This is a genomic window from Butyricimonas sp. Marseille-P3923 (genome assembly GCF_900184685.1).
Taxonomy (GTDB): domain Bacteria; phylum Bacteroidota; class Bacteroidia; order Bacteroidales; family Marinifilaceae; genus Butyricimonas; species Butyricimonas muris.
Window position 1 is genome coordinate 15118 of the sequence record NZ_FXXL01000006.1, and the last position, 23591, is coordinate 38708.

At 42.4% G+C, this 23591-nt stretch carries 13 protein-coding genes; 4 read left to right on the forward strand and 9 right to left on the reverse strand.

The features are described from left to right. Window positions 1–100: 100 nt before the first annotated feature. The 3 genes from CS948_RS06055 to CS948_RS06065 all read right to left on the reverse strand — a co-directional run bounded on the left by CS948_RS06055 (window position 101) and on the right by CS948_RS06065 (window position 3647). Window positions 101–1633, reverse strand: a complete 1533-nt coding sequence (locus CS948_RS06055; RefSeq protein ID WP_099290835.1) for an RNA-binding domain-containing protein — start codon at window positions 1631–1633, stop codon at window positions 101–103. A 30-nt stretch (window positions 1634–1663) separates the two neighbouring features. Then, window positions 1664–3016 (reverse strand): ATP-binding protein, encoded by a 1353-nt coding sequence (locus tag CS948_RS06060; RefSeq protein WP_099290836.1) that lies wholly within the window; start codon window positions 3014–3016, stop codon window positions 1664–1666. Between the two features lie 64 nt (window positions 3017–3080). Then, window positions 3081–3647 (reverse strand): RNA polymerase sigma-70 factor, encoded by a 567-nt coding sequence (locus tag CS948_RS06065; RefSeq protein ID WP_099290837.1) that lies wholly within the window; start codon window positions 3645–3647, stop codon window positions 3081–3083. Window positions 3648–3825: 178 nt separating this feature from the next. Between CS948_RS06065 and hisS the strand changes: the two genes are divergently transcribed. From hisS to CS948_RS06080, 3 genes are all read left to right on the forward strand, one after another. Next, window positions 3826–5187 carry a histidine--tRNA ligase gene (hisS, locus tag CS948_RS06070; RefSeq protein WP_099290838.1) on the forward strand — a complete coding sequence of 454 codons (1362 nt, stop codon included), beginning with the start codon at window positions 3826–3828 and terminating at the stop codon, window positions 5185–5187. Window positions 5188–5425: 238 nt separating this feature from the next. Further along, window positions 5426–6922 (forward strand): histidine ammonia-lyase, encoded by a 1497-nt coding sequence (gene hutH / locus CS948_RS06075; RefSeq protein WP_099290839.1) that lies wholly within the window; start codon window positions 5426–5428, stop codon window positions 6920–6922. Window positions 6923–7365: 443 nt separating this feature from the next. Further along, entirely contained in the window at window positions 7366–13149 is a 5784-nt protein-coding gene (locus CS948_RS06080; RefSeq protein ID WP_099290840.1) for an alpha-2-macroglobulin, read from the forward strand. Between the two features lie 68 nt (window positions 13150–13217). On the opposite strand, the gene CS948_RS06085 is transcribed toward CS948_RS06080, so the two are convergent. The 6 genes from CS948_RS06085 to alaS all read right to left on the reverse strand — a co-directional run bounded on the left by CS948_RS06085 (window position 13218) and on the right by alaS (window position 22391). Next, a complete protein-coding gene (locus CS948_RS06085) occupies window positions 13218–13904 on the reverse strand; it encodes a response regulator transcription factor (protein WP_099290841.1) in 687 nt (228 codons plus the stop codon). Between the two features lie 10 nt (window positions 13905–13914). Continuing rightward, window positions 13915–15522 (reverse strand): sensor histidine kinase KdpD, encoded by a 1608-nt coding sequence (locus tag CS948_RS06090; protein WP_255301885.1) that lies wholly within the window; start codon window positions 15520–15522, stop codon window positions 13915–13917. A 154-nt stretch (window positions 15523–15676) separates the two neighbouring features. Beyond that, window positions 15677–16360 (reverse strand): hypothetical protein, encoded by a 684-nt coding sequence (locus CS948_RS06095; RefSeq protein WP_099290842.1) that lies wholly within the window; start codon window positions 16358–16360, stop codon window positions 15677–15679. A gap of 142 nt (window positions 16361–16502) precedes the next feature. Continuing rightward, on the reverse strand, window positions 16503–17804 hold the full coding sequence (locus CS948_RS06100; RefSeq protein WP_141560893.1) for a redoxin family protein: 1302 nt from the start codon (window positions 17802–17804) through the stop codon (window positions 16503–16505). Window positions 17805–17925: 121 nt separating this feature from the next. Next, a complete protein-coding gene (locus CS948_RS06105; protein WP_099290844.1) occupies window positions 17926–19647 on the reverse strand; it encodes a tetratricopeptide repeat protein in 1722 nt (573 codons plus the stop codon). Between the two features lie 116 nt (window positions 19648–19763). Then, window positions 19764–22391 carry an alanine--tRNA ligase gene (alaS, locus tag CS948_RS06110; protein WP_099291806.1) on the reverse strand — a complete coding sequence of 876 codons (2628 nt, stop codon included), beginning with the start codon at window positions 22389–22391 and terminating at the stop codon, window positions 19764–19766. A gap of 161 nt (window positions 22392–22552) precedes the next feature. On the opposite strand from alaS, the gene CS948_RS06115 reads away from it, so the two are divergent. Further along, entirely contained in the window at window positions 22553–23521 is a 969-nt protein-coding gene (locus CS948_RS06115; protein WP_099290845.1) for a M23 family metallopeptidase, read from the forward strand. The last annotated feature ends 70 nt before the right edge of the window (window positions 23522–23591 follow it).

Sequence of the window (23591 nt, forward strand, 5' to 3'; positions counted from 1 at the left end):
AGAAAATGAGATTTTTTCAGAAAAATTGAAAAAAATCTTCGGCAAGCACAAAATTCTAAGACCAATATAGCACTAAATGTCTATAATAACATACTAATTCTTATTCACCACCTTGTTGCTCTTTGATTATCCAATGCCCATAAGTCTTTCCACCTTCACGTATAAGATTAATGCCAAGTTTCCTAATCGCAGAAAAATCACGCTGCACAGTTTTTTCTGATACTCGAAGTCTTTCAGACATTTCCTGTCCAGTCATCGTTGGCGTACAATAGATAAATTCTAATATAGATTTCTGACGATCAGTAAGTTCCTTTAGGACATCCTTTGAGACATTCTTTAAGACATTCTTCAAGACATCCGACATGTCATTAGGCTTCTCTTCTACAAGAGTTTCTATATGCAGTATCAATTTTACCTGCATTAATTCCGGTTGCTCAATGAGTTCCGGCTTCAACCAATGCTTCTCATTCCACGCACTAAGGATAAGCGGGAAGCCTGACCCAAGATTCTCCCCGTAACCAATCGCACGAAGCATTGCTTGCATACGCTGATTACGAGCTCTTGACTCTCCACCTGCATAAATTTGTTCTACAGGAAGTTTTAGTAAGCCCGGATTTGTAAGAACAAAACGATCATCATATTTTTCTACTTTCAATACACCATTAAGCATTAGGTCTGCATGAATGATAGCATTGGTCAAAGCTTCACGCACAGCCTTATGTTGAGGTGTATCATCTTTCCTGATAACCCCCTCCATCCTGAATGGTCGTGGTAGATCTTTTGTCAATTTAGGCAACACATTTTGTATGAAATTAAAAAGGTTATTTTCCCAAGTTCCATCGTATGTAAGGCGGTCACTATAACGTTGCTCTCCTATAAGATTGGTTTTATCAATATAATCCATACGAAGATTATCAAAACGGTCACGTACGGGTAAGCCCTTACCAAACATCAACAATCCTGCCATAGTCAATCCTTCAGTCTGTTCTTTACGATTCACCACATAGCCACCAATCTGCACTAGGAATTCCTTATGTTCAAGGCTATTCCATACATGCTCTGGATGATCTGTCCTGAACAACATACGATACCGTTCCAAAGAAGGAATGTCAATATCATCCATCGTATAATATTCTAAGAACATACGATCATTGCCTGTTTCATTAGAATCACGCACCATCATTCTTAGTTCTTGTTCCGTGCAATGATAATCACCTTCGTGATTTCGCTTGTAAGTTCCTCTTGAAAGATTATTGTTAATGTACACAGGGCGAATAGTATAATCTGCTCGTGGTACATTTATTACTATCACGTTCTTCCCCTCCACAGACACAACTTGCACATCCTCGTCACGCAACAAATTGATACTTACCTTCTCATGACTATTTATCGTGTTCCACAAGTCCTTACGCATCCTATCCGCCTCTCCCACACCGGTAATGACAAATCTCTTTGCCTGGCCCTCCCCTACCATGTTCTCGTCAACACCAAGAAGAATGGTACCACCATATGTATTAGCAAAAGCAGAATACGTTTCCCATAAAGAACTTGGCACACCTTTCTGTGCTTTCTTACATTCCAATGTCACACACTCTCCATCCGCAAGTAGTTTATATATATCTTGTTCTTTCATTTTTCCAATTTTATAAACATACCCAGAAAACTACATATCCTCCAAAGAGAAGAATTTCGTTTCAATGGAATATTTCGCCATTTCCTTTTGCTTCACGTGTTCCACTTTCTCCATGAACAACTTATGATTATAGTTATTCACATTTCGTTTCACCTCTGCCACCAATGCCTCGTTGCCTCGTGCCCGTAAAGCAATAATATCAATCTCAAAAGCCTCTATCTTTTGTTTACCGGACATACTTTTCATTTCCCACCATGAGCCGATTTCTTTGAAACCTCCGGCTTCCGCGAGTTTTTGCCTGAAATACTTTTCCAATACCCGTCCGGAATAAGTCGGATAATCAGCCTGCGCCAAGTGATACAAATCATCAAAATTTTGTAATTCGATATAGGAACGATTACCCTCTATATATTTGAACCAGAAACTCAAAAAATTATCTATTATAATATAGCGAACATTTTTTTTACTACCCGGCTTCGCGAAAATAGGACGTTCACGTGTGATCAAATGATAAACATTTTCCAGTTTATTCAAATGTCCCCCGATGGCTATTCCTCCCAAACGAGCTTCAATCTCGCCCTGCGTGTAATACCCGTTAGCCAATTCTTGGAGTATAGAAAAATATGTCCCGTAATTCTTCCCGAATTCCGTGATTAACAAATTCCGCCCCTCATCTAAAAAAGGCGACATTTCAGAGAAAACAAAACGATACATCTTCTCGACAGTCAATCGATCGTTATCACAAAACAACTCCACGTATTTAGGGACTCCCCCGGTAATCGTGTACAGAGCAAGTAAATCATCGTTACTATAACCGGGAGCGTATTCTTCCATAATCTGTTTCAAAACTTCCACTTTGAACGGACGCAACTGTAAGATATTATCCGCCCGCCCGAACAGGGGTTCACTATGCTCCGTGAATATCTTCTGCATCAAAGAAAAAACGGAACCACAAATGACCAGATTTACACGTGTATCCTGCCGATATGAATCCCACAAATTTTGCAAATCACTGAAAACTGTTTCATTAATATTATAGAACTCTTGAAATTCATCTATCACGAGATTGAAGGAACGTGTTTTACCCAATTCAAAAAGATATTGCATCAAATTTGAAAACGAAATCATCCCTTCCGGTACAAACACGGATAACACTTCACGCACATGTCCCGCAAATTCGGAAACCAAAACACTTTCCGACTTCCGACCGACAAAGAAATAAAGCGTCACAGAACCATCATCCTGAAATGCCTGCTTTATCAAACTGGTCTTCCCGATACGCCTCCGCCCTGTTACAACAAGCATTCGGGAATTTCGCGTGAAAGCAAGTCCCTGCACCCGCTTCAATTCTTCAATTTCCTTTTCTCGATTATAAAACTTCATTTGAACTAAAATTATTATTTTTGCAACCACGGTTGATTCAACCGCTGTTGCAAAAATAATAATTTTACTCGAAAGCGACTAAAAGAATCATCATAAATCTCTTGTCCTTATCGCCGAATTCATCCTTAATTTTCTTATACGCTGTTTTCATCTGTGTCTTTACCGTGTTCACGGAAATATCCAGTTGCTCGGCGATTTCTTTATAACTCATGCTTTCCATGCATCCCAAGATAAAAATTTCCCTACATTTCGGGGGGAGGGTTTCCATAATGGATTGCAAACGGTCATAAAGTTCCTCGAAATTATCATTCTCGTCAGAATCATCCACTCCGGTCATCATCATTTCCTGACGATAACGTTCCTCGACCTTCTCGTGAAGTTTGTAATCGATACATGAATTTTTAACGGAACGGCAAAGATAGGCATAAACGGAACCCGTGTAAGTAATTTTATCCCGATTCGTCCACAAGTAAATAAAAACTTCCTGCACAATATCCTCCGCCTCTTCCCGATGCTTCACGAATCCCAAGGCATAATGAAATAATTGTTCCGCATAACGGTCAAAAAAGGAGTTGAAAGCACTCCAGTCACCCTCTTGCATTTTCCGGAATAATATGTCCTCTCTTATCATCACACTAAACCACTGGTCCACGAAACAAATATCAGAAAATTCTATCTAATAAACAACCTCAAAATCCGAAATCAACAATCATAAATCTAAAATCAATTAATTCCCCGAAGAAGTTTCAAAAGAAATTAGAATCGTTTATATTTGCAACACATTTAAATCTAAAGCTTAAAAACGAAAAATGGCACAGACTCCATCTATTCCTAAAGGGACAAGAGATTATTCACCGGAAATTATGGTGAAAAGAAATTATATATTCGACACGATTAAATCCGTATTCAAACTGTATGGCTATTTGCCACTGGAAACTCCTGCCATGGAGAACCTTTCCACGTTGATGGGTAAATACGGGGAAGAGGGTGATAAATTACTTTTCAAGATACTAAATTCCGGCGATTTTCTTTCCTCTGTTACCGATAGCGAAATGACGGAGCGCAACATTCCTCGCCTGACAAACAAAATTTGCGAGAAGGGCTTGCGTTACGATTTGACGGTACCTTTCGCCCGTTTCGTGGTGCAACACCAGAACGAAATCACGTTCCCGTTCAAGCGTTACCAGATACAACCCGTGTGGCGTGCCGACCGTCCGCAAAAGGGACGTTACCGGGAGTTTTACCAATGCGACGTGGATGTCGTGGGTAGCGACTCCCTGTTAAACGAGGTGGAAATAGTGCAAATCGTGGACGAGGTCTACAAACGCTTGAAGATAAATGTCCGCCTGTTGATGAACAACCGGAAAGTGTTAGCCGGAATTGCCGAAACCATCGGTCACCCGGAAAAATTGGTTGACATCACCGTGGCTATCGACAAAATGGATAAAATCGGGGCAGAGAATGTAAACGCCGAATTACGGGAAAAAGGAGTATCGGAAGAGGCCATCGAAAAATTACAACCTATCCTGCATCTGGAAGGAACGAACGAAGAGAAATTAGCCCGCCTGCAAGAAATACTGCAAGGAAGCGAAATCGGTTTAAAAGGCGTGGCAGAATTAAGTACCGTGTTCCGTTACCTGCAACAACTCGATATCCGAATTGAAGTAAAATTAGACCTCACGCTTGCCCGCGGGTTAAGCTATTACACGGGGGCCATTTTCGAGGTCAAGGCATTAGACGTGGAAATCGGAAGTATCACCGGGGGAGGACGTTATGACGACCTGACCGGAATATTCGGGATGAAAAATATGTCGGGCGTGGGAATCTCGTTCGGTGCCGACCGTATCTTCGACGTGATGAACCAATTGGATATCTTCCCGAAAGACGCCACGGCAACCACTCGTATCCTGTTCGTCAACTTCGGGGAAAAAGAAGAGGCTTTCTGCCTCCCGCTCTTGAAAAATTTACGGGCAGCAGGCATTAACGCCGAGATATACCCGGAAGCCGCCAAGATGAAAAAACAAATGACGTACGCCGATAAGAAAAATATCCCGTACGTGGCATTAGTAGGGGAAAACGAAATCGCCAACAACATGGTAACCCTGAAAAATATGCTCACGGGAGAACAAGAAAGTGTTGCAATCATCGAATTGGCAGAGAAATTAAAATAAAAGCGTATGCAACTATACCGCAAAGAACAACGCCCGCTAAAAAACCACGGCTTCGATACTCGTTTTCCCTGACGGGAAAAGAGTTCATAAAGTTTATAAAGTTCATAAGGTTTATAAAGTAAAAAACTTTCAGAACCGCAGGTTCAACTTTATGAACCTTACGAACCTTATAAACCAAGGGGACCTCGTCCCCGCATGTGTGCAATCTAAAATCTAAAATTTAAAATCTAAAATTCCAATGACTCATTATATTACCCCGGAGTATTTAACCTTCGATCAAATAGAGAAAATCATTAATAAAAAATATAAACTCGCTTTATCTGACGAGAGCAAGAAGTTAATTAATGACTGTAAGGCATATCTGGATCACAAGATTGCCACTTCCGAAAAGCCGTTGTACGGCATCACGACCGGATTCGGTTCTTTATGCAAGATCACCATTTCGCCCGAAGACCTGAGTCAACTGCAAGCCAATCTCGTGATGTCACACGCTTGTAGCGTGGGAAAACCCGTGCATCAGGATATTATCCGTTTAATGTTGTTACTGAAGGCTCACGCTCTTTCCTTGGGTAAATCAGGAGTACAACTGGTGACCGTGGAGCGTATCATCGATATGTTCAACAAAGACGTGCTTCCCGTGGTAAAAGAATTAGGCTCATTGGGTGCATCCGGTGACCTTGCCCCGCTTGCCAACTTATTTTTACCGCTGATTGGAGAGGGTGAAGTATTCTATAAAAACAAAATCTATCCCGCCAAAGAGATCAACCAAAAATTCGGTTGGGAACCTATCCAATTGGGTGCAAAAGAAGGCTTGGCCTTGTTGAACGGGACTCAATTCATGAGCTCACATGCCGTTTACGCTCTATTGAACGCTTTCAAGGTGGTTAAATATGCCGATATTATCGGTGCCCTTTCTTTGGAAGCATACGACGGACGCATCGACCCGTTCTTGCCACAAATTCACGAGGCCCGTCCTCATCCGGGACAAATCGAAACGGCACGCAATATCCGCACTTTACTCGAAGGCTCTGAATTCCAAAAGGTGGAAAAAACTCACGTGCAAGACCCGTATTCTTTCCGCTGCATGCCGCAAGTACACGGTGCAGTGAAAGATACCGTGAATTACGTGGCTTCCGTGGTGGAACGCGAAATCAACTCCGTGACCGACAACCCGACCATTTTCATGGACGATGACCTGATTATCTCCGGTGGTAACTTCCACGGCGAACCGTTGGCACTGGTTCTCGACTTCCTTAGTATAGCTATCGCCGAGTTAGGCAGTATATCTGAAAGACGGGTATACCGTTTGATTGCCGGTGACCGCAAGACTCCCGAATTCTTGGTTGCCAATTCCGGTTTGAACTCCGGTTTCATGATCCCGCAATACGCCGCAGCCGCTATCGTGAGCAAGAACAAACAACTGTGCAGCCCGTGTTCCGTTGACTCTATCCCCTCTTCCAACGAGCAGGAAGACCACGTCAGCATGGGTGGTAACGCCGCCGTGAAGACGGTACAAGTAATCGAAAACGTGGAACGCGTACTGGCTATCGAGTTAATGAACGCCGCACAAGCTATCGACATGCAACGCCCAACCAAAACTTCCGAGTATTTGGAAAACTTCCTGTCTGAATTCCGCACTATCGTGCCGTTCAACAGCGAGGACCGCGTGATGTATCAAGATATTGAAGCTGCCGTTGAGTTCCTGAAACAAGGCGAATTCGCAAACTTCAAATAAAGTTGTCCAAAAAGCACTCATCTGCCGCGTTCCTACCTTGCATCTAAGTACTTTTTGAACAACTTTCTAAAATGAAAAAAAGGCTGTCCCTGAAAAGACAGCCTTTCGCATATAAAATACTAGAAATCAGCACAACAAACCTACAAAATCCCTTCAACTCCTTCCCTTCATTCGTTCTTCTCTCGTTTATCTTTCGTTCTTCAAACACTCCCGCATGTAGAAAGAACGACATAAAACGAACTGAAATTCATTCACCGGAACTTATTTCAACTGCAATTCGACAGAAACATTCCGGCAATAATCTATTTCCTCCAAAGATACATTAAAGAATTTTATTCGTACTTTTATGGAATTTCTGTTCCGTTTGCATCTATGTAATAACTTTCCCGTTGGGAATTGCGAATAACATAGGATGAAAAAGTATAATTCAAACAGATAACGATATGATAAAAAGACTACTAATTATTACGGTATTATTATTCGGAGTACATGTTGCGTTCAGTCAGCAGAATCTCTCCGACAAAGAAAACGAGGCAGCCCCGAAAATGGCCTTGCTTCAAGCACAGAAAGACTATCGACAAGCGGTAAAAGAAAAAAACTCCCCGCTACTGATACAATCTCTGATTCGCCAAATCAAGTATCAGGCTTTGATTGACATGGATAGTATCCCTCCCATGTTACAGGATCTGGAAAAATACATCGGAGAAGACCGGAATACGGTGGAAAAAAGCATTCTTCATTCATTGATAGCGGAACTCTACCAAATGTATTACATGAGTCAACTCTCCCAAATATACAACAGGACTCCCGTTACCGGATATATCCCCCGCAACATGGCGGAATGGACCGGTAACATATATATCGAGAAAATATTTCAGCACGCACTGGACGCAGTGAAAGCGCAACCGCAACTTGCAGAAGTAAATTGTCTGGATTACAAGGAAATAATGATTCTCGGGAAAAACTCCCCGGCTCTTCGACCGACAATGTACGATTTTCTGGTATATCGCAGTATTGATATATTAAACGGCCTCTATAATATTTCACAATATTACAAACAGAGTCCGGTCACCGATAATCAATTATTTGCTCCAGTAGCGGATTTCGTGGGAATGACTATCGAGGCTAAAACCTTCGACGTTTCTTCAAATATCATCAAACTCTATCAATCTCTATTACAATCGGAACTGACAGCCAAACGTGTGGATGCCGTTCTCATTTCCGATCTGGATCGTCTGGAATATATTCGTAGAGTAATCAACACGAACGACAGCGATTCACTATATACAAGCGCTTTAGAACAATTGGCTCACCAGTATAACAAAAGCCCTTACAACACGGAAGTTCTTTACAAACTCGCGCTGACTTATTATGAACCCGCCAGATTCAATTATGCCAATCCCGGCACCACGGAAAAACCTGAATACAAAAAAGCACTGGATATATGCAATAAAGGTATTCGCCAATACCCGAATTATTTCCGGATCAACATCTTGAAACAAATGGCTCAAGAGATAACACGAACGAACGTATTTTATACGCTTGAACCCAATGTCTATCCGGGACACACTCAAAACATAAAACTCTCGTTCAAAAATTTATCCGACATTTCGTTCACGCTATATAAAGTTGATGAAACCACATTAGACTATTTGCATCTTGACAAAAAAACACCGAAACTGAAAAAGATATCTACCCACACGTACCGCCTCCCCAAAGAACTGTATTCACAGGATACCGTTTTACAGATTCCCGTGACAAGTACCGGGCGTTATCAACTGACAGTTTCTTACGGAACGGCAAAACAGCAAGCGGATTCCTCTTATTTCAGTTCCAGTCGTCTGTCAACCATTGCCAGCAAAACGAGTGACAAAAACTACAATGTACTTGTATGCGATCTCGTCAGCGGAAAACCGATTCAAGGGGCAAAAGTGAAAATTTACAGCAGAAGCGGACGTAAATATGTTCTGGATACAGAATTCACTTCCGATGCGAATGGAATTGCCTCTATAAAAAACGTCCCCCAAGACCGTCTCTATCAAGTTACTTTAGGGAGTGACGACCACGGGGTAGTAACCCGCCTCCCGAATCAATATTTCAGTTCCTCGAAACCGATAGTAAAAGAAACCAGTCTTTTTACCGATCGGGCAATATATCGACCGGGACAAATCGTCTATTTCAGCGGAATTTCTTGGGAAGCAACCGCCGAAGCCTCAAAAGCCGTCACAGGAAAGAAATACACGGTAACGTTATCGGATGTCAATAACCAAGTCGTGGCGAAAGAAGAAGTACAAACCAATGAGTTCGGTTCCTTTGCCGGTAAATTCACGTTACCGCAAGACGTACTGAACGGACTTTTCTTCATTACCGCAGGCGAAGCCAATCACACCATTACCGTAGCCGAATACAAACGCCCGAAGTTCGAAATCACCTTTAACCCGATAAAAGGAGCTTACAAAGCTGGTGACCGACTTACGGTTTCCGGTATCGCCAAGAACTATTCCGGCGCCAATGCGGGCAATAGTAAAGTCACCTACTCCATCCAAAGCCGCTCTTTCGCGTGGAGATTCCAAGAAAATACAATTGCCGCCGGGAAAACTCAAACAAACGAGAAAGGCGAATTCAGTGTTTCATTCGACACGGAAAAAACAACAGACAATTCTCCCGGGGCTCTTTATAGAAATTTCGTCACGTACACGGTTTCGGTCACGGTCACCACTCCCAACGGGGAAACACAAGAGTCCAATTATTCGGTACAAGTAACACCCCAAAACTATCGGTTGAATTCTTCCGTTTATCCTTACATGAATAAAGAGAAACCGAATAGTATTACAGTCACGACGCTAAACTATAACGAATATCCATTAACCGAAAATATCACTTACGAGTTATCCGCGTTAAAACCGCTACAAAAACTCGGGGAAGAATATGACCGGAGTAATTTACCTGTGGATAAAAAAGTATTGGAAGGCACATTTACCACCAATACGGACAAAGCATTGGAGTTGAATCTATCTTCACTGCCTTCCGGAGCGTATCTGTTGAAACTTTCCGGCACGGGAGACAATAGTAACATTACCAACGAAAATATCATATATCTTTATTCCCCTCAGGATAAACGCCCGCCTTATCTCACCTATTTCTGGAGCGTGGAAGAGAAAACAACTTGCATCCCGGGAGAAGATGCCAGAATCTTATTAGGCTCATCCGCTAAAGACGTGTATGTATTATATGAAATATACTCCGACCAGAAACTCATGGAGCAAAAACGATTGGTACTAAACAACTCCAATACGACTTTGGCTATACCGTATAAAGAGGATTTCGGGAAGAAGGCAGAGGTAATTGTCAGCTTTATCAAAGACGGCGAATTTTTCACGAATAATTTCATGCTGACTCGGGAAGAAGCTGACAAAAAACTGGATATTATCACGAAAACATTCCGGGATCATCTTACTCCCGGACAAAAAGAAGAATGGTCATTCATCATTAAAAACGGACAGGGAAAAGCTGTCATTGCAGAGATGATGGCAGGTATGTATGATGCTTCTCTGGACAAAATCCGTCCAAACATTTGGAATTTCAACCCGGTTTACTACAATTACAGCACAACGCCCCGGTGGAGGTTTGAGAACTATCCGTTAAGGGGAACTCTCGGCTATAATCAGAAACGCATGGAGGTACCCGGATTTGAATTTAATAGATTAAACCTCTACGGATTAAGCCAATCCACATTCCTCGGTTGGGATAATGCTGTTGTCGCGGGATATGGCCATTCCAGAGGAGGGGCAAAACAAGAAATGATGGTAGAAGCAATGGCAGAAGAAGAAATAGTATTGCCCAGAAAGGTTGCCGGTATTGCGGAAGATAATGATAACACGAAATTTTATATCAGAGGGTTGAGTTCATTCAAAGCATCAGCCGATTCCGGTGTTCCGGGAGTCTTATCGGAAGAAAGTGTTATTGACGCGACTCCGCAAATCAGACAAAATTTCCAAGAAACAGCATTCTTCTACCCGCAACTTTTAACGGACTCAACGGGTAACGTGGTAATCAAATTCACGGTACCGGAATCTACCACGACGTGGAAATTCATGGCACTGGCACATACCCGGGATATGCAATTCGGACAAATTGAAAGATCGGTTATCACGAGCAAAGAGTTTATGGTCAATACCAATCTGCCCCGATTCGTACGCACGGGGGATAAGGTCGTGCTGCAAGCGACAATCAATAATCTCACGACAACCGCACAACAAGGTGAAGCATACCTCGAACTGTTCATTCCCTCGACGGATGTCGTGATCAGGAAACAACAACAACCGTTCAACGTGAATGCACAAGAGAACCAAACCGTAAGTTTCGAGTTTACCGCCCCGGAAGACACGGATCTACTCGGGTGTCGTATTGTTGCATCTTCAACACAATTCAGTGACGGAGAACAACATGTGCTTCCCGTGGTTCCCGATGCCACACTGGTGACTCAAACCTTACCGATATTCGCGAGCAAACAAGGGCAACAAACGTTCAAGTTGAATGCACCGAAAGGAATTACCCCATATCGCCTGACGCTGGAACTCACCGCCAACCCGGTATGGTACGCCGTTCTCGCCCTGCCGACGATAAACACGCCGCAAACCGAGAATGTAACCGAAATCACGGCGTCCTATTATGTCAGTACATTGGCGACGGCTATCGCTAACGCGAATCCGCGAATCACGGATGCCATCCGGCAATGGATGCAAAAACCGGATGCAGCACTAACTTCTCCGCTGGAAAAGAATCAGGAATTAAAATCCATTCTGCTACAACTTTCCCCGTGGGTAACCGAAGCACAGAGTGAAACACAACAAATGCACTCCTTAGGTGAACTTCTGGACGTGAACCGCCAGACCTATATCGCCCGGCAAGCCATCAAAAAATTGGCTGAACTGCAAAACGAAGATGGTGGTTGGTCATGGTTCAAGGGATTCTATTCCAGTACCTTCATGACTGAAAATGTCCTTGAGGCAATGGCACGGCTTGTCTCGTTAAACGCCACAAGCCACCCGGAAGAAGTAAAGATGATGCAAATCAAAGCGTTGAACTTCCTCGATAAACAAATCCAAGAATCCTACAAGGACATCAAAACTGCCGGATATTCCCAAATATTATACCTGTACACCCGCAGTTCATACCGGGATATCCCGTTGACCGATGCTCTGGAAGCTCACAAGTTCTATCTGGGACAACTGGAAACTTCATGGACCAAACTTTCACTGTACGAGAAAGCCTTGTCAGCCATCACTCTTTATCGATACGGTAAAACGGATGCGGCGAAACAAATCATACATTCTTTGAAAGAATACTCCACCACCACACCTGAAATGGGTATGTACTGGGCGAACAACCGTTCAACCCTTTTCACCAACTCCGCTATCCAGACTCACGTGGCGATCATGAGTGCTTTCCGTGAAATTGAAGGCAATTCCACGGATACCGAAGGGATGAAACAATGGTTATTGCGCCAGAAACAAACTCAAAACTGGGGCTCAACACCCACGACGGTCGACGCTATCTACGCTTTACTCCTCACGGGAAATAATCAATTGGCATCCCAAGAAGAACTGGCGGTAAAACTCGGTAACAAGAAATTGAATATTACCCCGGAAGAATCCAAATTGGGATACATCAAACAAAGTTTCACGGGCAAAGAGATTACCCCGAAAATGCTGAATGTAACGCTCTCAAAACAACAACAGCAAGCAAGCTGGGGTGGTTTATACCTGCAATATTTCGAGAAACTGGACAAAATCACCAGTCATTCGGGCGGAATCTCTGTCAAGAAACAGCTATTCATCCAACAAGAAGAAGATACCGGAAGTACGTTAATCCCGCTGGCCGGACAAGAATTAAAAGTCGGTGATAGAATCTGTATCCGTATCACGGTATCCAACGATCAGGATATGCAATTCGTGCATCTGAAAGATTTAAGAGCCGGATGTTTTGAACCGACGGAACAACTTTCCGGCAACCGTTGGCAAGAGGCTCTCGTGTATTATCAGGAAACGACAGATGTTGCTACCAACTTCTTCTTCGACTTCCTCCCGAAAGGTACGCATGTATTCGAGTACACGGTATGGATCGCGCAAAGCGGAACCTATCAAGACGGTATCAGTACTCTACAATGTGTATACGCCCCACAATATTCGGCAAACAGTGATGCAGGAACCATTACCGTACACTGAACAAATTGAAATAAAAAAATAGAAGTGAGGAAAAATCCTCACTTCTATTTTTTTATTTCAATTACCGGCTATTCAAGAATCAGACGGAATCCGGAACCATGCACGTTCTCGATCTTAATGGATGAGTCGTCTTTAAAATACTTTCTCAATTTCGTCACGTACACATCCATACTACGAGCCGTGAAATAATCGCTGGCACCCCAGATTTCATTCAAAGCCTTGTCCCGTTGCAACAGACCATCCTTGTGATAGTACAACAATTCCAACAACCGGGATTCTTTCGGAGTCAATTTAATCACTTCATCCCCTTTCGTGATCGTGCGCAATTCCGTGTTGAACAGATAAGCTCCCAACTCGATCATTTTCGGTTTAACCTCCGTATCCTCGTGTTCGCAACGGCTAAGGATTGCTTTGATTTTAAAAATCAACAATTCGGAATCAAAGGGTTTTATAATATAGTCATCCGCTCCAATCTCGTATCCCTGCTTCATATCATCTTTCATACTCTTTGCCGTGATATAAACAAAGGGCACGGTTACATCCAGTTCTCTGATTTTTTTCCCTAATGTAAAACCATCCATCTCGGGCATCATGACATCCAAAAGACACAAATCGAACTTCTCTTTGCGAAATGCCTCGAATCCATCCACCCCGTTCGTGCAATGCACTACATCATAATCGGATAATTCCAGATAGGATTTCAATACTGATCCGAAACAAGGATCGTCTTCTACTAAAAGTATTTTATGTCCCATATATTCAATTTTAATTTTCCATTTTAAAAATAATCTCTACCAAAGTACCTTTATTCTTTTTCGAGGTCAAGTGAATCTCACCCCCGTGCAATTCCACGATCGATCTGGCGTAACTCAACCCCAACCCGAATCCCTTTACATTATGCACGTTACCGCTCGGCACGCGATAGAATCGCTTAAACACCTTATCCTGAGCCTCTTTCGGTATCCCGATTCCGGTATCCCGAACTCCGATGATAAAACGATTCCCCTCCCGCTTTGTAAATATATATATATTCAACGAATCATGCGAATATTTTATCGCATTATCTACCAGATTACATACCACGTTGAGCATATGTACCTCGTCGGCTTGCATCACGTATCCTTCCGGATCAAGGTCAGCCTTGATAACTCCGCCCCGTTCTTCTACCTGCAAACGAAAATGCTCAACCGTTTCATCCACCAGCACGTTCAGATTTACATTCACTTTCTTCAAATGTACTTCCCGACGATCAAGTTTAGCCTGCAACAGAATACGCTCCACGTACTTATTCATACGTTCATTCTCGTTCCGGATCATCGAGTTGAATTTCAGCAATTGGTTTTTATCGTTTAGCACCTTTTCTTTCTCGATAGCAGCCGTTGCCAAAGAAATCGTGGCTAACGGTGTCTTAAACTCGTGTGTCATGTTATTAATAAAGTCATTCTTGATCACGGAAAGCTTCTGTTGCCTCATAATCACGACGATCGTTATAATAAACACGGACATCAAACCGATAATACAAAAACCGGAAGCAATGAACATCCACCCGATATTATTATAGAAGAGCGAATCTTTCGTGTCGAACATGATACACAAGTTAGCGTCTTTCTTGATTTGATCATTCGGGAAAAGATCCGTGTAATAGAACCCCTTCTTGCCGTGTTCCTTGATATATTTCAGCAATTCCTCGCCTTTCATCACCTTCCATTTGAAATGATTCTTTATTCCCGTACTCGCCATCTCATCTTTCAAATAGATATCCAAATCCACCCCCTCAAGCCGTTTGGCTACATCGGCATTATGCGGATCTTCCTCTTTCATATAACGGATCACCACTTTCCGAATCATATCCGACAAACGCTGTCCGTCCAATGAATCCGTCTGTTGTTTTACCTCTTCCTCTTCCGATTTTATCAACTGATGCGGAAAACTCCTGTCTGTGGCTTCCCTTATCGTTCTGGAGATTTCTTGAAGATATCTTGAATACCCCTCTAAAGGATCCTGATACCCGACACTCATATGCCTTATCGTCACCTGCCCGTTCGCCTGCTGCATCTCAAACGAAAGACTCGCGGAATTTGTTCGCAAGCGCTGCTCTTTTCCTTTTTCCAAAGAATCCAACATCTGGTCTGTGGCCGCAATCTGTTCCTCCAGAATATTGTATTGTTCTTTGACCTCCTGATAAAGTTTTCGTTCACTGACCTGATCTACTAAACTGACAGCTTTACCTAACACGTCATACACTTTCGAGGTAAAACGTGCTTCTCCTTCCCGCATACTGTATTTCATCCAAATCCACTGCACGCTTACCACAGCAATAAAAGCAATAAGCATGACAATAGACAGTATCCTGATAATAATTTTCTTAATCATAAGCTGACATATACAATTAGCGAAGTTAGTGTTTTTTATGTCATCATGCAACGCCTGACACAAAAAATTAAAAAGAGGTACCCGGGTAGGTACCTCTAAAAAACAACTAAGTAATAAAAACGGGAAAATAAAAACCAATTAATGGTTTTATACTTTATTGCAATTTGGTTTCCAATACTTTATAAATATTGCTTTCTTTATTTTCGATCTTCATTTTCTTGAAAAGACGCTTTTGCAACGCTAAACTATCTTGTAACTCATCTTTAAGCAAGAACAAAGACAATTCTTTACCGGGATTCGCTTCAATCAATTGTTTCGTCCAATTAGCACGTTGTCTCAGGAAACGTTGTTTCTGTAACTGGTGGATACCCAACATCACCTCGTCGTCCTTCGACAGCTTCTCTTTCTTGCTGATCTTCTCTATCAACCGATCTACTTTTCCAAGATCCTTTCCGTATCTCTCTTTATATTGCTTTTTCAGGTCATCATACTCGTCCATCAAGCCGGAACCTTTAGCTTCAATCTGATCCGGGAACTTTATTTTTCCTTGAATCCAAATCATATCCTTGGTGTCCAGTATAGCTTCAACCGTGGTTTTCCCATCAATATCCACCCATACCCTACCCGGGATTTGGAATTGCTCTGTCCTCAAATCAATCTTTCCATCCGTAACATCCTGCTCGGCTAAAATCGTCAACCCGGGTTCTCCCGGCATTTCTGCCAATAACTTAACCTTCCCTTTTAATCCTTCAACCTCACCTCGCACTTTTACCGTATTACTGTCACAAGCACCCAGTAAAAATGTCACAAGCACTAAAAATAAACCAATTCTTTTCATACTAACTAAATTTTATACACCATTTGTGACCATAGCCACAAGTGTAAATTTCATCTGTTATTATACTTGCTCTAATAATTAACCTAACATTACAGCAAATAAATTTACCTGCCGTAAACATCGACAAATATACAAAAATAAATTATAACCCAATATTCTGCAAAAGTAATTTCATCGATCCTGAAGGTTTTGACGCATCAGCATCGGTAATCCTGCCGTCCGGGTTGATTAATATGAATCTGGGAGAATTGGTTATCATGTAAGAACGATAAAAATCAGGATCTTTTAACAGGAAATGTTCACCCGGAATGTTTTTTACACGCGAAAATGCTTCCTCATCCGTGGCAAATGTCAGGAACCGTATATTTTTTTCTTTATATTCTTCAACAAGTTCTTTCCACGCTGTTGTTTCTTTTTCTTCCCCCATCGTACCGAAACTTGGCGTCAAGACACAAATATAAAGATATTTCCCGCGCATATCCTTCAACTGCACGTCCTTGCCCGAAGCATCGGTTAAAAGGATATTCGGTGCTGTTGCCCCGGCGGACAATTTTCTCCAACGATCAACCAACTGACGAACTTTTACCAATTTACTGGTATCGGAGACCTCGTTCCAACATACCGAAAGCAAGTAATCAGAATCTTTCAATCCGTTTTGGGCAAAATAGACATACACCACCTCCGATAACAAGAAATCCCGTACTTTAAGATTCGTCACGTTGTTTAAAATATAATTCACGAGCCTTCTGCCACTCATATTTTTCCCTCTGTAATAATAGAAATAATTCAGCAGGAATTGTCTATAAAAAGGGAACGACAACAGTTCCTCGTTGTTAAAATCAAAACCGGTAATAAAATCCGTGAACGCGATTCCCGGTTCATATTTCACGGAATCAGGGACTTGGTGCATACTCGGATATCCCACTGCCTGCAAGGCGATCTTATATCTTATTCTTTCTCTTTCCTTGTTCGTGAAATCATCACCAAGATTTTTGGCTTCCAGCAAAAGAATATTCATGTTAAGCATGTCCTGCATTCGCTGTATAAATTCTTCTTCTCCCAACTGATATACTTCATAAGGAAGATAAGACATCGTTCGCCCCTGCTCTCTCAAGTAATTATTAATCGCACTCAACGTTCCCTTAAATTGCGGAGACACAGTATTACGAACAATATTCACTTCCAAATCTTCTCCCGGGGAAAGATACACGTCAAAAGAGTTAGGCCTGTATACTCTTGCATAGACCCCTTTTTCCAGTGGTATTTTACCGGAAAAAAAGTATTTATTGTCCAACTTGAACTCGTACGACGTCCCGTTCACGTCAAAAGATATGACGGAATCACGAGTCATTCCGGTTTCTACACGCCCCGATACCTGTACACTTTTATTATGGACGCATGCAGCCAGAAGAACAATAAATAATATACCTACAAAACTCCTCATGCTCAATCACGTTAACTTTTGGAGTACAAAGATATGCATTCAAAACAAAAGTATGTGTTAAAGAAAAGGTAAATAAAAAAGGCGACCGAAGGGTCGCCTTTTTAGATATATTAACAATCGCTTATTTTACGATAGAAGTGAAATCACTGTTTTCGAAATATTTAGCGAACTCCATATCGGTAGCAGCTAATTGTTTGAATGAAGCGTCCATAGCGCATGCTTTGCTCAGATTACTCATTACAGCGTTAGCGTCATTGGTTCTCGCACCAATTACAGCTTTCAAGTAATAAGACATCGGGCATTCTTTGCTCTCTGCATTCAATTTCTTCAAAGCCTCGTTATTATTTCCGGCAAGTACGTTAGCCAAAGCGGCATTCACGCAATTGCATTTTCCAAAATAATTTACAGCCGCAGCGTAGTCACCACTCTTGATAGCGATGATACCTTTGTTGTAGTCCACTTCCGGACCGACACCGGTAGCGGCACCGAAATAAACTTCAGCTTGTTTCAAATCACCATTCTTCAAGGCCACTGCACCCAAGTTGTTTTGTACAACGGGATTGTTAGCTGACAAAGAATTAGCTTTATTGAAGTTTGCTTGAGCCTCTGCAACATTACCCATTTCGAATTGAACCATACCGGCGTCGTTGAAACCTCTCCAATCACTCGGGAATTGTTTCATGCAAGCCTGATAGATAGCCAACTTATCATTGTTATTATCAAACAAAGTAGCGGAATAAAGCAATTCGTCAACATTCAATTCAGCAGGATTGGATTTAGCCAATGCTTTCAACTCGTCGTCTGATTTACCAATCAATTCGGTATTTACCACGAACAAAGATCTTCTCAATTTCGGAAGGATTTGATCAGCCACAACGGCAAACACAGAAGCGATGTTCTTGATTTCTCTTTCTCTCACTTCAGGATCCGAATGCATTTCCAATACGCGAAGGATCAATTCTTTATCTTGGATATTTGATTCTTCCATAGCTTTCTTGAATCCGTCCCAGTCTTCAGCAACCACAAATTTCTTGAAGAAATTCTCGTCTTTGTATTGCTCAACTTTACCTTTTCTCATTTGTTTTTTCAAGAAATCGGAAGAACCGGCTTCACGTTTGTTGGCCAATTTATCATTCCAGTCATAAGAACCGTCGGGTGAAGCGTATGATCTGATATCAATACCATTCAAGTTCATGTTTTCTTTAGAAGCAGCTTCTTTGATATATGCTTCCAACTTCTTCATTTCTTCAGAAGTCATTTGTTTTGAACGGATATTAGCTGAATTAATCAAATAATAAATAGCAGCTTCTTCTTGTTGTTTGATAATTCTTTGGAATTTATCTTCACCGATAGTAGTAGCCGGAGCGTTAACAACCAGCATTTCGGTAGCAATCACACCGTCACCGATCTTTCTCGGCTCGAATTTCACCACTTTAGCGCCTTTAGATCCGGTAATATCAATCTCCAAATCAGAAAGTCTCATCGCATCCTCAAAAGGAACACGGCTTACATAAGTAATCGTCTTTCCTGCTTCGTAAGGAATAACCTCTGCATTTCCCTGAACTTTCTCTCCTTGGATGGCTTTCATCTCGTAAGCTTTCTCTCCACCTTTAAATCTTAACACGGGAGTAGCCTCGATAGCCACTTTCTTGTTAAAATATTTGGCAGGGAATGTCACGTCGATTTTCAAATCTACCATTCCACCTTTAGCCACTAATGTTTCCGGAGTTACAGAGTACGAAATTTCTCCTGCACGCTTCTTCATCTTGTTTAATGAAGAACAGGAAACAGTTATTAACCCAGACAAGGCAACAACAGCAACCAGACCTAATGTTCTTTTCATAATGATTTCTTAATTTTATTTGTAATACTCAAATTAGTTCACATGTTTTTTCACAAAACAAATGTATAAAAATTTATCTATATACGAAATCCTTCGCACAAATTTTGTACCAAACTCTAATTAATTTTGTCCAAAATTAATTTTTCTGCTCTTTCAAGTGCGCGAGACACCCCATTCGGATCAGATCCCCCTGCTGTAGCGAAGAATGGTTGACCACCGCCGCCACCTTTGATTTCCACCGCCGCATCTTTCACGATCTGTCCGGCATGCAATCCATAATCCTTCACTAAAGTATCGTTAATCATCACTGTCAAGTGAGGTTTTCCGTTAAATACTCCTCCTAACACGAGTACCAGATTATCCAACTCACCCTTTAACTGGAACGCGACATCTTTTGCCGCCGCCGGAGCCATACCGACCGTCCTCACGATCATGTTGATATCCCGAATCACGCGCTTTTCATTCTTCAACGCTTCCTTGAGTATTTTCAAACTCTCTTGAGTGAATTTCTCCACGTCCTTTTTCAGTCCCTCGTTCTCGTCCATCAATTCCTTGATATTCTCCAATATTCCGCGATTGGATTTGAACATGCTATCCATTTGTTTCAGCATCTTGAACGTGTTCAGTATATAACTTTCTGCTTTAGCCGCGGTAATTGCCTCTATACGACGAACTCCGGCAGACACTGAACTTTCGGACATGATCTTAAAGAAACCGATCTGTCCCGTGGCATGGGCATGTGTACCTCCACACAATTCCACAGATTCCCCAAATTTCACCACACGTACCAGATCGCCATACTTCTCTCCGAATATTGCCATCGCCCCCATTTTCTTTGCCTGACCAATCGGAATTGCCCGACTCTCCTCCAGCGGATAGTTTTTCCGTATCTCCTCGTTCACGATTGCTGCCACTTTGTCCAACTCCTCGTCTGTCACTTTCTGGAAATGCGAAAAGTCAAAACGCAGATACTCGTCGCTCACGAACGATCCTTTCTGTTCCACGTGAGTTCCCAACACTTTTCTCAAAGCATAATGCAACAAATGCGTGGATGTATGATTATTCTCCGTGGCAACCCGTTTATCCAAATCGACCTTGGCAGTAAAAACCTGAGTCAGGTCTTCCGGCAAACGATCGGTGAGATGCACCGTCAACCCGTTTTCTTTCTGCGTATCCAGAATATTTATCTTTTCGGTTTCGGAAATCAACCAACCGCGATCACCTACCTGTCCCCCGCTCTCTCCATAGAAAGGTGTTATATTGAATATCAACTGATAAAACGCCTTCCCTTTCGTACTCACCCGGCGATAGCGTGTAATCTGTACTTCCGTTTCCGTGTAATCATATCCCACGAACTCCTGCGTGTCGTCTGAAATCAACTCCACCCAATCATCCGTATTTACAGCCGCGGCTGAACGCGAACGCTCTTTCTGCGCCTCCATTTCCGCCTTAAACTCCCTGCGATTCACCACCAGCCCGTGTTCTTTCAAAATTAATTCGGTCAAATCCAACGGGAAACCGTAAGTATCATACAACTCGAAAGCCACGTTACCCGGCACGGTCAAATAATCCTCCGCCTTGGTTTTCTCTATAATCTTATCCAATAACTTGATACCCTTATCCAAGGTGCGCAAGAATGCATTTTCCTCTTCTTGAATCACACGCTCGATCAGTACCCGTTGTGACACTAACTCGGGGAAATGCTGTCCCATTACTTCAATCAGCACCGGAACCAATTTATACATGAAAGCATCTTTCTGATCCAAGAATGTATACGCGTAGCGTACGGCTCTCCGCAAAATACGACGGATCACGTATCCGGCTTTCACGTTCGAGGGCAACTGCCCGTCCGTGATAGAAAAAGCAATCGTTCGCAAGTGATCGGCAATTACGCGCATAGCCACGTCCGCCGCACTATCCTTCCCGTATTCTTTACCGCTCAACCGAGCTATCTCCCCAATAATCGGGGTAAATACATCGGTATCGTAATTGGACGTTTTCCCTTGTACCGCCATGCATAAACGCTCGAAGCCCATCCCCGTATCCACGTGATGGCTCGGCAAGTTCTCCAGATTGCCATCCGCTTTCCGGTTATACTGCATAAACACAAGATTCCATATCTCGATCACCAAAGGATTGTCCTTGTTAACCAAGTCACGCCCCGGCTTAATCTTGCGTTCTTCGTCAGGGCGCAAATCAATATGTATCTCGGAACAGGGACCGCAGGGTCCCATTTCTCCCATTTCCCAGAAATTATCTTTTTTATTCCCGTACAATATTTGTTCCTTGGGCAAATACTGCAACCAATACTCCAAGGCTTCATTATCCGCGTCAAGATGATCCTCCTTGTTCCCCTCGAAAACCGTGGCGTACAATCGGTTTTTATCCAACTTCATCTCTTCCGTCAGAAACTCCCACGCGTAAGCTATTGCCTCTTTCTTGAAATAATCCCCGAATGACCAGTTCCCCAACATCTCGAACATCGTGTGATGATAAGTATCATGCCCTACCTCTTCCAAATCGTTATGTTTTCCCGATACCCGCAGACATTTCTGCGAATCCGCCACCCGAGTCGCTTTCGGACGAACATTACCTAATATAATATCCTTGAACTGGTTCATTCCGGCATTCGTGAACATCAACGTGGGATCCCCCTTGATGACCATCGGTGCCGAAGGTACTATCGTATGTGATTTCTTCTCAAAAAAATCTAAAAATTTCTGTCTAATCTCTGCCGACTTCATACACTCAATATTTAGTAAATCCACCATTAAACAACGAATGTTACTTCTCACATTCAAACGGAAATATCATGTAATCATATTGATTGCCTGATTTCCCAAGTTGCAAAATTAGATTTTTTCTTTAACTTTGCATCGGAAATACTATTTTTTATTGAGTAACTATGCGAAAAGCAGGGTATCATTTTAATTCGGACACACTATCTTTTGATAAAATAGAATCAACTCTAAGGAAAAAAACTTGGCGGTTGTTCAAAAAATTCTTCTCCAGCTTCTCGTTGGCCATCGTCATGCTATACCTCGTGTATGCATTCATTGATTCCCCGAAAGAGAAACAGTTAAAACGCAAATACGAAGAAGTTCTTACCCAATACAGCCTTCTCAGCAACAAGGTAGAATACCTTGATAATGTTCTGAAAGACATGGAATCAAGAGATGACAATATCTATCGGGTGATTTTCGAGACAGAACCGATACCGTCCACCATCAGGCGTGCCGGCTCAGGTGGAGTGGACCAATACGAACATCTGAAACATCTGGATAACTCCGATCTGATTATCGGGACAGCTAAAAAAATCGACGAACTGTCCAAAGCCATTTTTGTCCAGAGCAAATCTTTTGATGCCATCGAAAATCTGGCTAAAAACAAAATAGAAATGCTGGCATCCATTCCGGCAATCTTACCCGTGTCGTTAAAAGAAGCTCATCAAGTAAGCTCCTCATACGGCTACAGGATGCACCCTATATACAAAACGATGAAGTTTCACGCCGGCATGGATTTCACAGGAGCCATAGGCACACCGATTTATGCCACGGGGAACGGCCTTGTCGTGGAAAGCCAGTTTGACAAAGGGTACGGTCGTCACGTTATCATTGATCATGGGTTCAGCTACCAAACGATGTACGCCCACATGGAAAAAATTGTCGTGAAGAAAGGACAAACTGTCAAGAGAGGGGATGTCATCGGCTACCTCGGTAATACCGGACTCTCTACCGGACCTCATTTACATTACGAAGTCCGGAAAAACGAAAAACCCGTAGATCCTATCAATTTCTACTTCAACGACCTCTCCCCTGACGAGTTCGAAAAGTTAGTAGAGATAGCGAACAACACGGGACAAAGCATGGACTAACAAATTGTAGATTTACGATTTTAGATTTAAAGATTGTATAACACTGGTATTGAAATCTGAAAATAATCTC

Coding starts and splice junctions, on each gene's coding strand:
- alaS (WP_099291806.1), bottom strand. CDS start 22,391: ATGAAGTCGGCAGAGATTAGACAGAAATTTTTAGATTTTTTTGAGAAG.
- CS948_RS06095 (WP_099290842.1), bottom strand. CDS start 16,360: ATGAAAAGAATTGGTTTATTTTTAGTGCTTGTGACATTTTTACTGGGT.
- hisS (WP_099290838.1), top strand. CDS start 3,826: ATGGCACAGACTCCATCTATTCCTAAAGGGACAAGAGATTATTCACCG.
- CS948_RS06090 (WP_255301885.1), bottom strand. CDS start 15,522: ATGATTAAGAAAATTATTATCAGGATACTGTCTATTGTCATGCTTATT.
- CS948_RS06060 (WP_099290836.1), bottom strand. CDS start 3,016: ATGAAGTTTTATAATCGAGAAAAGGAAATTGAAGAATTGAAGCGGGTG.
- CS948_RS06115 (WP_099290845.1), top strand. CDS start 22,553: ATGCGAAAAGCAGGGTATCATTTTAATTCGGACACACTATCTTTTGAT.
- CS948_RS06100 (WP_141560893.1), bottom strand. CDS start 17,804: ATGAGGAGTTTTGTAGGTATATTATTTATTGTTCTTCTGGCTGCATGC.
- CS948_RS06055 (WP_099290835.1), bottom strand. CDS start 1,633: ATGAAAGAACAAGATATATATAAACTACTTGCGGATGGAGAGTGTGTG.
- CS948_RS06065 (WP_099290837.1), bottom strand. CDS start 3,647: ATGATAAGAGAGGACATATTATTCCGGAAAATGCAAGAGGGTGACTGG.
- hutH (WP_099290839.1), top strand. CDS start 5,426: ATGACTCATTATATTACCCCGGAGTATTTAACCTTCGATCAAATAGAG.
- CS948_RS06085 (WP_099290841.1), bottom strand. CDS start 13,904: ATGGGACATAAAATACTTTTAGTAGAAGACGATCCTTGTTTCGGATCA.
- CS948_RS06080 (WP_099290840.1), top strand. CDS start 7,366: ATGATAAAAAGACTACTAATTATTACGGTATTATTATTCGGAGTACAT.
- CS948_RS06105 (WP_099290844.1), bottom strand. CDS start 19,647: ATGAAAAGAACATTAGGTCTGGTTGCTGTTGTTGCCTTGTCTGGGTTA.